At 55.9% G+C, this 15,256-nt stretch carries 17 protein-coding genes; all 17 read left to right on the plus strand.

What is annotated here, in order from left to right; translation table 11 throughout:
• Positions 1-53 precede the first annotated feature (53 nt).
• The 17 genes from EHN06_RS06480 to EHN06_RS06560 all read left to right on the plus strand — a co-directional run bounded on the left by EHN06_RS06480 (position 54) and on the right by EHN06_RS06560 (position 15,243).
• Positions 54-896 (plus strand): AraC family transcriptional regulator, encoded by an 843-nt coding sequence (locus EHN06_RS06480; RefSeq protein WP_127331253.1) that lies wholly within the window; start codon positions 54-56, stop codon positions 894-896.
• Positions 897-1,038: 142 nt separating this feature from the next.
• Positions 1,039-1,233 (plus strand): Flp family type IVb pilin, encoded by a 195-nt coding sequence (locus EHN06_RS06485; protein ID WP_127331255.1) that lies wholly within the window; start codon positions 1,039-1,041, stop codon positions 1,231-1,233.
• A gap of 75 nt (positions 1,234-1,308) precedes the next feature.
• Positions 1,309-1,821 (plus strand): A24 family peptidase, encoded by a 513-nt coding sequence (locus tag EHN06_RS06490; protein WP_127331257.1) that lies wholly within the window; start codon positions 1,309-1,311, stop codon positions 1,819-1,821.
• A gap of 45 nt (positions 1,822-1,866) precedes the next feature.
• Entirely contained in the window at positions 1,867-3,189 is a 1,323-nt protein-coding gene (locus EHN06_RS06495; protein WP_127331259.1) for an AAA family ATPase, read from the plus strand.
• Between the two features lie 29 nt (positions 3,190-3,218).
• Positions 3,219-4,001, plus strand: coding sequence for a Flp pilus assembly protein CpaB (gene cpaB, locus EHN06_RS06500; protein WP_127331261.1), 783 nt, complete (start codon positions 3,219-3,221; stop codon positions 3,999-4,001).
• Between the two features lie 72 nt (positions 4,002-4,073).
• The gene (locus tag EHN06_RS06505) at positions 4,074-5,567 is read left to right on the plus strand and encodes a type II and III secretion system protein family protein (RefSeq protein WP_127331263.1); all 1,494 of its coding nucleotides are present in this window, start codon (positions 4,074-4,076) and stop codon (positions 5,565-5,567) included.
• Between the two features lie 10 nt (positions 5,568-5,577).
• Positions 5,578-5,865 carry a hypothetical protein gene (locus tag EHN06_RS06510; protein WP_127331265.1) on the plus strand — a complete coding sequence of 96 codons (288 nt, stop codon included), beginning with the start codon at positions 5,578-5,580 and terminating at the stop codon, positions 5,863-5,865.
• 15 nt (positions 5,866-5,880) lie between these two features.
• Positions 5,881-6,663: a pilus assembly protein TadG-related protein gene (locus EHN06_RS06515; protein ID WP_127331267.1), complete on the plus strand. Its 783-nt coding sequence runs from the start codon at positions 5,881-5,883 to the stop codon at positions 6,661-6,663.
• Positions 6,660-7,064 carry a hypothetical protein gene (locus EHN06_RS06520; protein ID WP_127331269.1) on the plus strand — a complete coding sequence of 135 codons (405 nt, stop codon included), beginning with the start codon at positions 6,660-6,662 and terminating at the stop codon, positions 7,062-7,064. The genes EHN06_RS06515 and EHN06_RS06520 overlap by 4 nt, the downstream gene beginning before the upstream one ends.
• Positions 7,065-7,093: 29 nt before the next feature.
• The gene (locus tag EHN06_RS06525) at positions 7,094-7,555 is read left to right on the plus strand and encodes a TadE/TadG family type IV pilus assembly protein (protein WP_127331271.1); all 462 of its coding nucleotides are present in this window, start codon (positions 7,094-7,096) and stop codon (positions 7,553-7,555) included.
• Complete coding sequence (locus EHN06_RS06530) at positions 7,552-8,037, plus strand: TadE/TadG family type IV pilus assembly protein (protein WP_127331273.1); 486 nt, start codon at positions 7,552-7,554, stop codon at positions 8,035-8,037. Before EHN06_RS06525 ends, EHN06_RS06530 begins: the two co-directional genes overlap by 4 nt.
• Positions 8,038-8,058: 21 nt before the next feature.
• A complete protein-coding gene (locus EHN06_RS06535; protein WP_127331275.1) occupies positions 8,059-9,237 on the plus strand; it encodes an AAA family ATPase in 1,179 nt (392 codons plus the stop codon).
• 10 nt (positions 9,238-9,247) lie between these two features.
• Entirely contained in the window at positions 9,248-10,615 is a 1,368-nt protein-coding gene (locus tag EHN06_RS06540) for a CpaF family protein (RefSeq protein WP_127331277.1), read from the plus strand.
• Positions 10,616-10,618: 3 nt separating this feature from the next.
• Complete coding sequence (locus EHN06_RS06545; RefSeq protein ID WP_127331279.1) at positions 10,619-11,602, plus strand: type II secretion system F family protein; 984 nt, start codon at positions 10,619-10,621, stop codon at positions 11,600-11,602.
• Between the two features lie 11 nt (positions 11,603-11,613).
• The gene (locus EHN06_RS06550; RefSeq protein WP_127331281.1) at positions 11,614-12,573 is read left to right on the plus strand and encodes a type II secretion system F family protein; all 960 of its coding nucleotides are present in this window, start codon (positions 11,614-11,616) and stop codon (positions 12,571-12,573) included.
• Positions 12,574-12,602: 29 nt separating this feature from the next.
• The gene (locus EHN06_RS06555; RefSeq protein WP_127331283.1) at positions 12,603-13,577 is read left to right on the plus strand and encodes a tetratricopeptide repeat protein; all 975 of its coding nucleotides are present in this window, start codon (positions 12,603-12,605) and stop codon (positions 13,575-13,577) included.
• Between the two features lie 298 nt (positions 13,578-13,875).
• Complete coding sequence (locus EHN06_RS06560) at positions 13,876-15,243, plus strand: fibronectin type III domain-containing protein (RefSeq protein ID WP_127334367.1); 1,368 nt, start codon at positions 13,876-13,878, stop codon at positions 15,241-15,243.
• Positions 15,244-15,256 lie beyond the last annotated feature (13 nt).

Genomic DNA, 15,256 nt, shown 5'->3' on the forward strand with positions numbered 1-15,256 from the left:
GGTGGCTCAACAAGGAAGGCACCCCACATCAGCAGGAAGAAGGGGTTGTAGGAATGGAAAAATCTACCGTTGTGCTGGTAGATGCCACGCAGTATGGGGCAGATCCAGCGGTTGTCAGGGTTATTGAGCGGCGTTTCCCGCTTGTGGTCGTTTCAAAACAGGATGATCTAGGTGCAGTTTACCAGCGCCAACCACCCGAAAGTCGAGTGATTACCTGTTTTGATTTTGATTTTCCGGATATCGGCAGCCTCTCTATGCTCAGTGAGGCCAAGCGGGAGTTTACTTCCGTACCGATGGTGATGTTTACCGAGCAACATTCTGAAGCACTGGCTGTCTGGGCCTTGCGGACCCGGGTATGGGATTATTTTGTAAAACCGCTTGTTGAAGATACCGTTGCTGAATCTCTGAACCGGTTGGACCGGCTTCTAACGGAGACTTCGAACCGTGATCCCCGCACAACCATCCACCAGAAACACCCCCTTCCTGATGACGCCCGTTTTCAGAAGCATCGCGGTGAGGACAAGGTTGTAGAGACTGCCGCAGCCTATATTGATCATCACCTTGCCGACAAGCTGATGCAGGCGGACATTGCCGAACGCTGTGGCACGAACAGCTACCAGCTGAGCCGTCTGTTCAAACGGGTGTACGGCATTACCTTCCAGGAATACATTGTGAGGCGCCGAATCGAAAAAGCCATTGAACTCCTTCATAACAACAGCGCGTCTGTTATTGATGTGTGCTGGGCGGTGGGTTTTCACGACGCCTCTCACTTCACCAAAATGTTCCAGCGCCACACCGGCATGACGCCGTCCCAGTATCGCCATAAGTGGTTGACCGCCCGCAGTGTGGCCGCCATACCGTTCCAGCTCTCCGCCAGCAGCCCCGTCAAGATCTGACGGGGCCTGCAAAATCCTCCTAGTTTTTCGCCAGAATTCTCCTAACGGTTAATCGCCCCTCCTCCTATCCTCGTTAGTACAGCGCACGGAACTGTCGCTGTATAACCATGGAAGCTCGTCTAACGACTGCAGGAGTGACGAAATGAAAAACTTCAAGGAAAAAGTAGTTCAGTTTATTCGTGATGAGGAAGGCCTGGAGCTGTCGGAGTATGCGGTGGCTGGGTCTTTGATTGTGTTGGGTACTGTTCTTGCATTCACCGCCTTGGGCGAAGACATAACAACAGCAATTGAAGGGATTTCCTGCGCAGTTCAGGGGCAGGAAGCCGGTTGCGCTTAGCAATTAGTCTTCTCCAAAAAAGGGGGGTGCCTCCCCCCTTTTTTGGTCAGATTACCTGAGTAACACGAGGTTTTTATGGACCAGAGTGGATGGGCAGTAACAACGCTTACCGTCGGTTTGGTGATTGCTGTTTTCAGTGATCTGTCAGTCCGCAGAATTCCAAATACGGTTACTTTCGGCATGGTGATCGTGGCCTTGGTTCTCCATACTTGGTTCGGGCAATGGGAAGGTCTGCTGTTCTCCCTGGCAGGACTGTTTGCCGGGCTGTTCTGTTTCCTACCGCTCTACGTTTTTGCTGCCATGGGCGCTGGTGATGTGAAGTTGCTAACCGCAGTTGGTGCGGTCTTGGGTGCCAAAGTTGTTCTTATAGCCGCTCTGATGACCGTTATCGCGGGCGGGGTCCTAGCCCTTGTCTATATCACTGCGAGAGGGGGGCTGCCAGCCATGGCCAGACGTTATATCTCCATGTTTTGGCTACTACTGGCCCGAAAGCCGGCGTACATTCCTCCGGCCCCGGGTGAGGCAGCGGGCTTACGCTTTCCTTACGCATTAGCAATCGCTTGCGGGACTGTTTTGGCAATCATTTAGCGGTTCTACCCGCGACGAATTTAGAAGATTTAGAAGGAGTGAGCAATGGAAGCCGAACTCGTACCCTTCGAAGACAGGGGCGCCGATTACCTGGCCGCCAAAATGGTTTCCAGGCCCCACACCCTTGAAGATACCGGCCTGGATCACTTCTTCGTGGCGGATTTGTTACTCAAGCATCTTAACCTGGTGAGCAACCAGACGCTGCAAGAGTTATCCCGCCACGTAGCGCTGCCGGGCGCCGTGCTGGAGCCGGTTATCAATATGCTGCGGCAGGAAGCCAAGGTAGAAAGCCGCAGTGAGAATCTCTCCGGCAAAGGCCTTCGCTATGCCCTGACTGACCGGGGACGCGCCGCAGCATTGGATGCACTGTCTCGTGATGGATACTGCGGTCCGGCTCCGGTTTTACTGGCGGACTATGAAGCGTTGGTTCGTCGCCAGTCGGTGTCTAAGTGCGTTGTTACCGAAGAGGCTATCCACCGTTTATTCCGCGATACCGTGGTAGAGGAACGTCTGTTAGCCCAACTGGGGCCCGCGGTCCATTCCGGCCGGGCCATGTTTATCTACGGTCCCGCAGGTAGTGGGAAAAGTTATATATCCCGCCAACTGGTGCAGCTGCTGGCGGGGCCGGTCTACGTACCTTATTCCATTCTGGTGGGCGATACGGTCATCAGCCTGTTTGATCCCGAGTTCCATCACCCGGTTCATGGTGAGGAGCTGGACCCGGTGCACCTCACCAATGGTCACGATCCCCGATATGTACTTTGCCACCGTCCGGAAGTCATCACTGGTGGTGAGCTGACCCTGGATATGCTGGACCTGAAGTTCGACGAACAACGCAAGCAATACCAGGCTCCGATACAGCTCAAGGCCAGCAACGGCATGTTGCTGATTGATGATCTGGGCAGGCAGCGGATGTCCCACATGGATTTGCTGAACCGCTGGATTGTGCCTATGGAAGATAAACGGGATTTTCTCAATCTCAGGGCAGGGCAGCACTTTGCTGTTCCGTTCGACATGTTGTTGATCTTCTCCACTAACCTCAATCCTCTCGAGCTGGCAGACGAGGCGTTTTTGCGCCGTATCGGGCACAAGATCGGTTTTAAAACGCTGGAGCCGGAGCCGTACCTGCGACTTTGGCAACAGGTTTGCCAGGAGATGGAAATTGAAGACGACCCCGAGGTCACCCGGCTCATGATGACCAAGCTCTACCCGAGCCAGGGCAACGTTCTGCTGCCCTGTCATCCCCGTGACCTGCTCGGACTGGTCAAAGATTACTGCAGGTACCGTGGGGTACCACCCAGGCTTACTACGGAGTCTATTCGCTGGGCCTGGAATAACTATTTCGTACACATGGATAACGTGGGGTGACCGCTATGTTCAAGTCAAGAACAGTTCTCATGCTTACTTTTGCGCTGCTGATGGGGCTTGGCGCTGCCTACCTGGCACGAGGCTGGGCGGTGGACCGCTTTGCAGCACCGACGACCGACGATGGCGTCCCTGTGGTGGTGGCGGCACTACAGATTCCTTTTGGAAAGAAACTGGAAAAGAGCGACCTGAAAGTGGTCAACATGCCCAGATCCATGGTGCCTCGTGGTGCCTATGAGGAGTCTGCTGCCATTGAAAGTACCGTTGCGATGACCACCATTTACCCTGGCGAGGTGATCCTGAAGGAAAAAGTGGTCGCGTTCGGTGGGGGCAGCGCGTTGTCGGCTGTTATTGAGCCCAACAAGCGCGCCGTGACTGTCCGGGTGAACGACGTGATTGGCGTTGCGGGCTTCCTGATGCCGGGTAACAGGGTAGACGTGGTTTCCGCCATTCCTCAAGGAAACCGTCGATATCTATCCCGGACCTTGCTGGAAAACGTCAAGGTACTGGCTGTGGACCAGACCGCATCACCGGAAAAAGACAAGCCGGTGATTGTGCGGGCAGTCACTCTGGAACTGGGCTCGGATGAAGCCGAAGAGCTGGTGAAAGCGACTCAGGAAGGGGTCGTACAACTGGCTCTTAGGAACCCGTTGGACGACACCATGCGCCCGGCGCCCGAGCCAGAGCCAGTAAAAGAGGAAATCGTGGCGAAACCGCCCGCGCCAAAACCGGCGCCGCGGCGAGTCGTTGCCACTTCATCCAGGGTCACGATCATACGTGGCACGGAAGTCAGCACGTCGAAGGTATCCATGTAAGTGAACTCATGGAGTGGCGGCTGCCAGTGGATTACGGCAGCCGGACAGGCAGTGAAACAGGGGAGAGTGACCATGAGAATAAAGGCGCGAAATGTATCGCTTGAGGGCTGTTTGATTGGCCTGGCTTTGATGTGTGTGCTGGTGTTCCCGAGCGGTACACAGGCGCAAGTCATGCTTGCGGATGGAATGGACAAGCAGGTTGTGGAAGTGGCACTTAACCAGTCCCAGACCCTCTATCTGGAACAGCCGGTCGCGAAAATCTCCGTCGGTAATCCGGATATTGCCGATATCCTGATTCTGCGTTCGCGGCAACTCTATGTGGTTGGCAAGCAGTTGGGGACGACCAACGTCACCTTGTGGGATAACAACAACCAGGTGGTCAGTGCGGTTGGTATCGAGGTCACTCATAACCTGGAAAGCCTGAAATCCAAGCTTCACCAGATCCTGCCCGATGAGGAGATCGAAGTCCGTTCCTCCCAGGATGCCATCATCCTGAGTGGCGAGGTCAGCAGTACCGCTCGGATGACAGCGGCCCTGGACCTGGCCCGCAGTTACCAGGGTGGTGAGGACGGCAAGGTTCTCAACATGATGCAGGTCGGGGGGGCGCAGCAGGTCATGCTGGAGGTCCAGGTGGCCGAAGTGTCCAGGGATTTCCTCAAGCGCATCGGCGCCAAGTTCGAGGCGATCAATGCCAACTCCCTGCTGACGATTGGGGCCGGTAATAACGGGACGGCGCTGGCACCCTCTGGCGCGTTTGTTCCCGGGGGTGGGTTTGACACCATAACGGGCGGTTTGCCCGCGACCCAGATCCTGCGTGAACCCATGACGTTCGAGAGCACCGGCCTGTTTGCAAGCTTCCTGGATGGGGACACCTTGTTTGATCTGGTGATTGACGCAGCCCAGGAAAACAACCTTGCCAAGGTTCTGGCCGAACCCACATTGACCACGCTTACCGGCCAGGAAGCCACCTTCCATGCAGGAGGGGAATTCCCGATTCCGGTTGGCAGCGGTCAGGATGACGGCATCAGAATCGAGTTCAAGGAATTTGGGGTCAGTCTCGGGTTCCTGCCCACGGTACTGGACTCCAACATGATCAGCCTCAAGCTCAACATCAAGGTCAGTGAGCTGAGTAACCAGAACTCCATTACCCTGGGTGTACCCGATACGTCTGCCACCTTCTTCATCAACGCTTTGACCAGCCGCAGCGCTTCTTCCACGGTGGAACTGGCCAACGGCCAGACCATCGGGGTGGCTGGGCTGATTAACGAGACCCTGAGGGAGCGGGTCGACAAGTTTCCGGGATTAGGCGACCTGCCAGTGCTGGGCAACCTGTTCCGCAGCCAGGAGTTCATCAAGGGCAAGACAGAACTGGTCATCCTGGTGACCCCCCATTTCGCCAGGCCGGTTGACCGTGATCAGTTCACCCTGCCCACGGATTATTTTGTGGAACCGTCCGACCTGGAGTTTTACCTGCTGGGGTACACGGAAGGCAGGCGTGAGCCCGGCACGGGAACCAAAACGGTCCAGAAGGGCAGTGTAAAGGGACAATTCGGACATGAACTCTGAGGTGAACGACATGGACGCATACAAACACAATTTCAAGACAGTGGTGACAGGGTTGGCGGTTGGCCTGCTGATTGCCGGGTGCGCTTCACCGAGCTCCGAAGATCAGTTCGGTAACTCGGTGCGCCAAATGATTGCCGCCCAGAAATATGTGTCGCCAGATCAGGAAGTGCGAGAGCTTCCTGTCCTTGACGGTCGCAAAGCGGAAGCCGGATACAACAGCTATCGCAAGGATACCGGCAACCCTGCGCGAATGACTCCGGATATGAGTGGTAGCGCTGGCCTTGGGCTTTCGCGCTAACAGGGAGAGCTGATCATGAATTCAGTCAACGGGGCACAGGCATTTCAGCGGGGGGCTATTCTGCCAATGGTCGCTATTTCCCTGATAGCCATCCTGGGAATGGCAGCCCTTGCGCTGGATATGAGTAATGCACATCTTGAAAAAACTCGGCTTCAGAATGCTCTGGATGCCGCTGCGCTCAGCGCGGCCAAGGTGCTGGATCAGACCGGCAATACGGCCCTGGCCGAAAGTGCTGGTCATACGACGTTTGCCGCCAACCTGGCGGCACCAGGTAATGCGGGTCTCGGTGCAGCTGCCAGTGACGGTAGCCTGACCCTGGTCTTTGAATTCTCTGCCACTCTGAATCCCTTTGTGTCAGCGACCTCGCCTCCTCAATATGTGAGGGCGAGTGTCGCCAGTTACGACGTCGCAGAATGGTTTACGCCGGTGTTTGGGTTCGATGATCTCACGGCTGCTGGCACTGCGGTTGCTGGTCCAAGTACGACCCTTGAGGATGTTTGCGACGTGGTGCCGATGATGGCCTGTGGTACGCCGGATGAGGACAATTATGGTTATTCCAGGGGTGAGGTGGAGCAGTTGAAGATCGGTTCTGGCACCACTTCCGAGGTGGGAGCCGGGAACTACTATCTGATCCGACTTGACGGCAGTCAGGGTGGTGACGATGTGCGGGACGCGGCGGCCGGAAAATATGATGCCTGTCTTGCTACAGATGATGATATTGAAACTGAACCCGGTAACACCGTTGGTCCGTTTGTTCAGGGAATTAACACTCGTTTAGGTATCTATAAGGGGGGATGAAGGAATCTGATTATCCCCCCGATTGGTTTCCGCAGCATGAGGACTATACAGAAGACCATTACGAAAATGAGGAAATACCTCCCTACGACCTGGACTGGTACGAGTCGCAATACGAGACCGTCACTCTGGACCCACCACCGGATGGTGCGCCCGGTCGCCGTGTCCTGACCATGCCGGTCGGGAACTGTGACGGACTGGCCAACGGTCAGGATAGCGTGGAGCTGCTTGGATTCGCCTGCTTCTACATGGTGGACGAGATGGACCAACACGGCCAGGCCGTATTATACGGTCAGTTCAAGGACGATTGCGGCGGCAGTGGGACACCTGGGCCGAATCCTGGCGCCGGACCAGGTCCCCACATTATCCAGCTTTACAAGGACCCGGATAGCTTTGATAGCTGAGCGGTACTGGCAAAACACGGAGAGAAGTCATGAACGCATACCCCAGGACCGGGAGAAAACAGCAGGGCATCGCCGTACTGGAATTCATGCTGACAGCACCGCTGCTGATATTGGTGGTGTTCGCGGTCAGTGAGTTGGGCTGGGCATTTCACCAGTACCACACCATGACCCGGGCGACACAGGACGGAGCGAGACACGTAGCGTCCCACGCTATGAATGGCAGTGTGGGCCTGATCTTGCTCGATAGCGCACTGGTGCAGGAGACCAGCAACCTGGTGGTGTACGGCAACACGGTTGGTGCGGGTGAGTCCCTTTTGCCGGGGTGGTCAACGGATGAAATCAGTGTGTCCAGTCCGGATGCCAGCCACGTTGAGGTCCACGCCAGGTACAGCTATGTGCCGATCGTTGGTCGCATCCCCGCATTCTACGGTGGGGATCCCATCGACATGACCTTTGAAATGAACGGTACTGTGCTGATGAGGGCGCTATGAATATCCGATCTCAGTCCGGTTTGCATACCGTGGAGTTCGCCCTGGTCGGGGCGATGTTTTTCATTCTGTTGTTTGCCGCCATTGAGTTCGGTCGCCTGCTGTTTGTCTGGAACACGCTGGATGAAACCAGTCGGCGCGCGGCCCGGGTAGCGGTTGTTTGCCCCGTCGAACACAGTGCCATTCGACGGGTAGCGATGTTTGACGAACCAACATCCTCGGGGAACAGCCCAATATTGAGAGATTTGCACGAAGGTCTGATCGATCTCGACTATCTGGACCGGACTGGCAGCGAGGTGGCCGACCCGACCACCAACTACCTGGATATTGCCTTTGTGCGGAGTGAAGTCAGCGGTTTTCGGCACCAACTGATCATTCCGTTCTTTTTCCAGGAATTTGAGTTACCGCCATTTATTACTGTTCTGCCCCGGGAGAGCCTGGGCGTGTCGCCGGAAGGCACCGGCTGTTTCGGAACAGTCAGTTGAGCGAGCAGGGAAGGAAAAGCCATGAAAGCAAAGATGACGGTTTTGATTGCAGGGCGTAACGCCCAGGAGCTGGAAGAACTCGAACAGATGCTTGCCAACGAGCCTGATTTATCACTGAGCAAGCGTCTGATTACCAATGGACATTCCGATCCGCTTCACAACATAGCGGACCTACCTGATGTACTGCTGTTCTGTACCACCGTCGCCTGGGACAACGAGCTGAAGTCGCTGGATGAGCGACCTGTTTCCGGGCGTGTACCTACGATGGTGACCGGTCCGGAAAACACCACCATCATGCGCAATGCCATGCAGGTCGGCGCTCGTGACTACTTCACGTTCCCGGTCCAGAAGCAGGAATTGTTGGAAGCCCTGCAGCGCGTTGCTCGCGAACTTCAGCCAGCGAGTAAGCAGGACGGCAATCTGTACGCAGTGATTAATGCCAAGGGCGGCTCAGGCGCCAGCACTATCGCGGGCGCATTAGCTCATAGCCTGGTTGAACGGATTGAGGATCGGGTTGCCCTGCTGGATATGGATCTGCAGTTTGGTCATCTGGCATCGGCTTTCGACCTGAAAGAGAGCGGTGGTCTGATTGATGCCATCCTGCGTGCCGACAATATGGACTTGTTGGCGCTTGAGGGACATATGGTGAAGCATAAGAGTGGATTACATTTGCTCGGCAACGGTTCGGATCAGCTGGTGGTGCCAGGGGATATCGACGATAACCAATTACAAAAACTCCTGTTGCTGCTGCGCTCCGGCTACGACCATACCGTGGTTGACCTGCCGCGGCAGATCGACAGCGTTACCGGTGCACTCCTGGAAAATGCCGATCGGGTGTTGCTGGTCATGCAACAGAGCATATCCCACATCCAGGATGCCCGCCGCCTGCTGCATTATCTTACCCGCTATATGGGCATACCCGCGGATCGAATCGGAGTGGTCGTGAACCGCTGGAATAAACGCCTCGCCCTGACCACTTCTGATATACAGCAGGCGTTAGGGGTAGAAGAGCTCACCTGTATTCCCAACGACTATGCGAAAGTCGCGGAGAGCGCGAACCTGGGAGTGCCATTGCTGGAATCGGCACCATCCTCATTGGTGAGCCGAAGCATGGTGCATATGGCTGAGAGCCTCAGCGGCAAGAAAGAAGCACCGCAGTCTGGTCTTGGCCGGATGTGGCGGAAACTGGCAGGAGCCTGAGGAGGGCGTCATGGAACTTGGCAGAATGAACAGCGTTGGCAAGAGTGAGCTGGAACCTCCACTGGTGGCGACAGGCAATGGCAAGGACTCCGCTCGTCGGGTGGAAGAGGAGCAGGAACGGGTCTGGAAGCAGAAGATCCATCATAAGCTAATGAAAGTGCTGGATCTGTCACTGCTGGGGACGTTAGGTCGCGAGGAGGCTGAACGCCAGTTACTGGACATTGGTCAGAGATTGATGTCGGAGGAGTCGATACCCCTGTCGCTGACAGCTCGCCAACGTATCCTCAAGCAGATCCAGGACGATATTCTCGGTTTCGGTCCTCTTGAACCCCTGTTGGCGGACAAATCCATCTCAGACATCCTGGTCAACGGATACAACTGCATCTATGTGGAGCGTAATGGCAAGCTTGAGAGGGAAAATGTCACCTTCCAGAGCGATACTCATCTATTGAATACGATCGACCGCATTGTTTCCAGTGTGGGGCGCCGGATTGACGAGTCTTCCCCCATGGTGGACGCCCGGCTGAAGGATGGTTCCCGGGTGAACGCCATTATCCCGCCTTTGGCTGTGGACGGGCCGCTCCTGTCGATTCGTCGCTTTTCCATTGGCCGGTTATCGATGGAAGCCTTGATGGAGAGAGGCACCTTAACGCCTCCTATAGCGAATCTTTTGGAAGGCATTGTTCGTGGCCGACTCAATGTCCTGATCTCCGGAGGAACCGGTTCCGGTAAGACCACTTTGCTGAACGTTATGTCCGGTTTTGTGCCCCACGATGAGCGGATCGTCACCATTGAGGATTCCGCGGAGTTGCAGCTACAGCAGCCCCACGTGGCGAGACTGGAAACCCGTCCACCAAACATCGAGAACAAGGGCGAAGTCACCCAGCGGGATCTGGTGCGCAACAGCCTGCGGATGCGCCCCGACCGTATCATTGTCGGTGAGGTGCGGGGGCCGGAAGCACTGGATATGCTGCAAGCGATGAATACCGGCCACGATGGCTCCATGACCACGCTCCACGCCAATGCCCCCCGGGATGCGCTTACCCGGATCGAGAACATGGTGTCCATGACGGGCACCACCATGCCTACCAAGGCGGTCCGCTCCCAGGTGGCCTCTGCCATTGATGTCGTCCTGCAGGTTGAGCGTCAGGAGGATGGCACACGACGTTTGGTGAGTGTGCAGGAGATCAACGGCATGGAAGGGGATGTGATTACCATGTCCGAGATCTTTACCTTCCGCCGCCAGGGGCGGGACGAGCACGGCAGGGTGCAAGGCAGTTACCGGGCAACGGGTATTGTGCCCCGCTTCCAGGAACACCTGCAGCAGCGTGGCATTGCGTTGCCATTGTCACTCTATGATCCGGATTTCGAGGGCTGAGCCATGGACGTATTAGGCGATAAACTGTGGATATTTCTCGCACTTGTCTTTGTGGCGGTGTTCCTGTTGTCCCAGGGTATGGTGATTCCGGTATTCGGAGAGAGTCGCGGCGCCCGGAAGCGTTTGAACCAACGCATGAAGCACCTGACGACCAAAGAGGGAGCAGAGAAACGGGTATCGCTGATGCGGGAGCATTACCTGAAGGATTTGTCGCCGCTGGAGAAGCGGCTGGAGACCCTGTCCCTTTTGCAGCCGCTGGTCACGTTGGTTGCCCAGAGTGGTTATCGTACCCGGGCCTATCGGGTGCTGCTGTTAGCGGTGTTGTTGGCGGTGGTGGCCGGGTTTGTTGGCTTCTCGATCAGTGGTGCCTGGTGGTCGCCGCTGATTGTCGCGCCGCTTGGTGCACTCATGCCATTTATCTATTTGAAAAAAAAGCGCAGCGAACGAATTGCAAAGATTGAAGAGCAATTGCCGGATGTAGTGGATGTAATCATTCGTGCCCTTCGGGCAGGTCACCCGTTTATTGAGGCCATTCGTCTGGTATCCACCGAAATGCCCAGTCCGGTAAAGGAAGAGTTCCAGACAACCTTCAATGAAATCAATTACGGGGGAGATGTCCGCTCTGCACTGTTCGGATTGCTGCAACGGGTGCCCAGTGTGCTGATCATGGCTTTGATCACCGCTGTGCTGGTTCAGCGGGAGTCCGGCGGTAACCTCGCCGAAGTATTGGAGAAAATAGCTTCTGTTATCCGTGGCCGGTTCCGTTTCCAGCGCAGGGTCCGGACCCTGTCGGCGGAGGGGCGGATTTCGGCCTGGGTGCTGACGATGACCCCGTTTGTCCTGTTTGTGCTGATTTCGCTGGTGAATCCGGACTACATGCCGATGCTCACAGAAAGCTCACGGGGGAGTGATCTTATCCTTATCGCTTTGGTGCTGATCGTCATCGGAGTTTTCTGGATCAAGAAGATACTTAACCTAAAGGTATAGGGAGAAGAGCCATGGATTACCTGATCGGAATGCTTGATAGCGTCCTCAAGGATCGGCAGATGGCGCAAATGGTCTTTGTAGTGTTGATGGCGGTGGCCGTGTTTTGCCTTGCCCTGGCCGGCATGTTCCTGATGTCCACCCTGTTTCATCCGGTGCGCAGCCGCCTACACAATGTGGTGGCCCCGGAGGTTGGCGCAGCGCCGAGTGGTGGCTCTTTTACACCATTACTCAAGGCTATTGCTCCTTATGTGCTGCCAAAGAAAGAAAAGGAGCGTAGCCGAACTGCTCAGCGACTGACCCATGCCGGCTTTCGTAACGAGAATGCCTTGTCCAATTTTTACGCTATAAAAACCCTGTTGATCGTGGGTCTGCCTCTGGCAGTGTTTTTCGGGCTGAAATGGGTGCCGGGGCTGGCCAGTCTGGAAGTTATACAAGCGGCGGCAGCAGCGATGCTTCTAGGAGCGCTTGGCCCCAACTATGTACTAGGTAAACTGGTTGAGCGCCGTAAACGCAAACTGTACAACGGCTTCCCCGACGCCTTGGACCTGTTGGTGGTGTGTACTGAGGCTGGCTATGGTCTGAAGCCTGCGATACAGCGAGTGTCTGATGAGTTGGTGGTTGGCCATCCGGAACTGGCTGAAGAGCTCGCCCTGGTGAACAGTGAAATGCGCGCCGGCGTGGATCGGGTTGATGCCCTCAAAAACCTGGCCGATCGCACTGGTCTGGAGGAAATCAGTGGTCTGGTAGCGCTACTGAGCCAGAGCCTCCGGTTTGGTACCAGTACTGCCGAGTCCCTACGTATCTATTCAGAGGAATTTCGCGACAAGCGCATGCAACGCGCTGAAGAGGCGGCAGCCACTATTTCCACGAAAATGGTGTTCCCGCTGGTTATGTGCATGTTTCCAGCATTTTTCGTCGTAGCCATAGGCCCTGCTGTAGTTGGTTTGCTAGACCACTTCCAGGCTTGGTGACAAGCACAATAGAAATTTGAGGATTTACCATGACGGCATATCAGCATACAAAGGAATTGCATCAGGGTAGTCGAGTTGCTGGCTGGCATTGTTTGCGGAAGCGGAGAGGCCTGGGTGTCATCCTTACTGCACTACTCCTGGCCGGCTGCGCCAGCAATCCGGCGGTTAAATCCGGCAACAGCTACACGGAGCTGTACGAGGGCACATCAGAGCTGACCTTCTCCACACTGATGCCCGTGGAGTCGGCAGAGGAAGCCATCGCCAGGGGCGATGCTGCGTACCGGAAAGGCAAGGTGGATGAAGCCGTGTTCGAGTACATCCGCTCATTGGAACTGGACCCGGACAATGCCGATACCTTCTACAAAATCGGTGCCATCAACCTCCACAAAGAAGCCAACAACAAGGCTGCCTCTGCCTTTCGTCTGGCTCTTGAGAAGGATGCCACTCACCCCGGTGCTCTTGAAGGCCTGGGGCTGATGATGATGAAACAGCGGGAATACGAGCAGGCCCGGACTATGCTGGAACAGGCGGTTGAAGCCGACAACAACCGCTGGCAGGCGTTGAATGCCCTGGGCATTATGGCTGACTTGCGTGGCGACTTTGCCGATGCTCGCAGTTATTACGACAGGGCGCTTGCCATATCACCCCGCAATGTGAAGCTTCACAATAACCTGGGCTACTCCTATTACCTTATTGGTCACTGGGAACGGGCCGAGAGCCAGTATCAGACCGCGCTCGGCCTTGCCCCCCGCCACGAACGTACCTGGCGAAACCTGGGTCAGCTATATACCCGTCTGGAGCGCTATGACGAAGCACTGGAGGCATTCGCCAAGGTGATGAGTAAAGCAGATGCCTTGAATACCATGGGTTATATCCGCATGGCTGAAGAAGATTACCCACAGGCTGAGACGTTCTTCGAGAAAGCCGCCAAGGTGTCACCCAGTTACCACGTGACATCCAATGAGAACCTGGAGCAGGTGCGCCGGTTGATTGCGCGTGAGTAGTCGAATGGGGCGACGAATGTTCTGTTTTAATTTGTAATGCAAGAGGAGGGGGATTCTCCCTCCTCTCTCCTTCCTCTTCTTGAGTTCCCCTCAAAAATCTCTGGTTTTTCCTTTGAGAACAAATGTCTGTAATCAATCCTGTCGTCCGTTGTCAGGTTACAGTCGATGTCATTGTGTTTGTGAGTGTAAGTGCCAACTTCTTGACGAAATGGCCGTGAAAAACAGGGAACCAGAGCGCAAATAACCCAAAAACCCCGCGATATGATTTGCCCGGATAGTCAATAAACTGGTGCAAAACATGTTATATCGCGGCAAAAAATTATCGAAGCAAGGACTGCTGTGTTTCCCTGTAGTGGCCCTGCTTGTGGGCTGCGGTTCGGGTGGTTCCGGTAGTGACAGCAACGCGACTGCGCAGTCGCAGGAGAGCGGAGATACCGGTGAACCCGTAGTGACAGTCGCAGGCGCGGCTGTCAAAGGCATCATTCAGCAGGGAATGGTAACGGCTAATCGCCTGATCGCGGACAAAGACGGTACCTACTCGCTGGACCGGCTGGCCGCCAAAACCGTCAGAACCGCCGACGATGGCAGCTATGAACTGCGATTGCGGGGCAAGGCCGACGGCTGGGCCCTGGTTGAACTCAGCACCGACCAGCATACCCGCATGGTCTGCGATGTGCTTCCCGGCTGTGATCAGGCTGACGGAGGCACCGTTGCCTTTGGGCAGACCCTGGGGCTCGACAGTGGTTTCAGTCTGCGCGGCGCAGGTGATCTGATTTCCGAAACCGTCTATTTAACGCCACTGACCCATCTGGCAGTGGCGCTTGCGGAAAGAAACAGTCAGGGGCTGTCTCCGGACGCGCTGGCAGGCGCCTACACCTCCGTCGAAAACTGGTTCGGCCTGTCTGCCGGTGCCCTGCATCTTGCGCCGCCAGATCTGACCCGGTTGGATCAACTGAGCGATGTTTCCGCCGATGCCCTGCAGGTGGCGATTGCAAATGCGGCCTTCCTGGCATTGGTAAACGATAACCCCCAGTGGAGCACCATCTCACAGGTTCTGAATGATATGACGACCCAGGTAGCTGCCACCGGGCAGATTCAGATCGTGGGGGATGGGGACAGCCTTGCCCTGTCAGACTTGATCGCCGCTTCGGCACTGCAGGCGTCTGAGCTCCAGATGACAGTGGACTCCGCCACCATCAGCCAGCAGCTTGTGGTGGTTGAACAACGCAATGTACAGAGGTTCGAGACCATAGCCGATGTTTACGAGGAGTCCGATACCAGTCTCGCTGACTCTGGCGACACAACCTCTGGCAGCGATGGCACCATTGAGAATGGAGATGACACCAGTACAGATACTTCAGGTGACCCAACGGAAACGAGTGACACTGGTACCGCCATCCCGGCGGATGCCGCGCTGCTAAGCTGGACCGCGCCGCTGACCCGGGAAAACGGAGACAGCCTCAGCATGGGTGAAATCGCGGGTTATGAGGTGGTCTATGGCACCGCTACTGACGCGATGGACCAGTCACTGGCCATTGGCGACGCCTCGGTTGACGAATTGCTGGTCGACCAGCTGAGTGAAGGTACCTGGTATTTTGCCATTCGCACCCTCGATACTGACGGCAACCGCAGCCAGCTTTCTGAGGTGGTGTACAAGCAGATCTGAATAGAGGGCGGGC

The organism is Marinobacter sp. NP-4(2019), from assembly GCF_003994855.1.
GTDB lineage: Bacteria > Pseudomonadota > Gammaproteobacteria > Pseudomonadales > Oleiphilaceae > Marinobacter.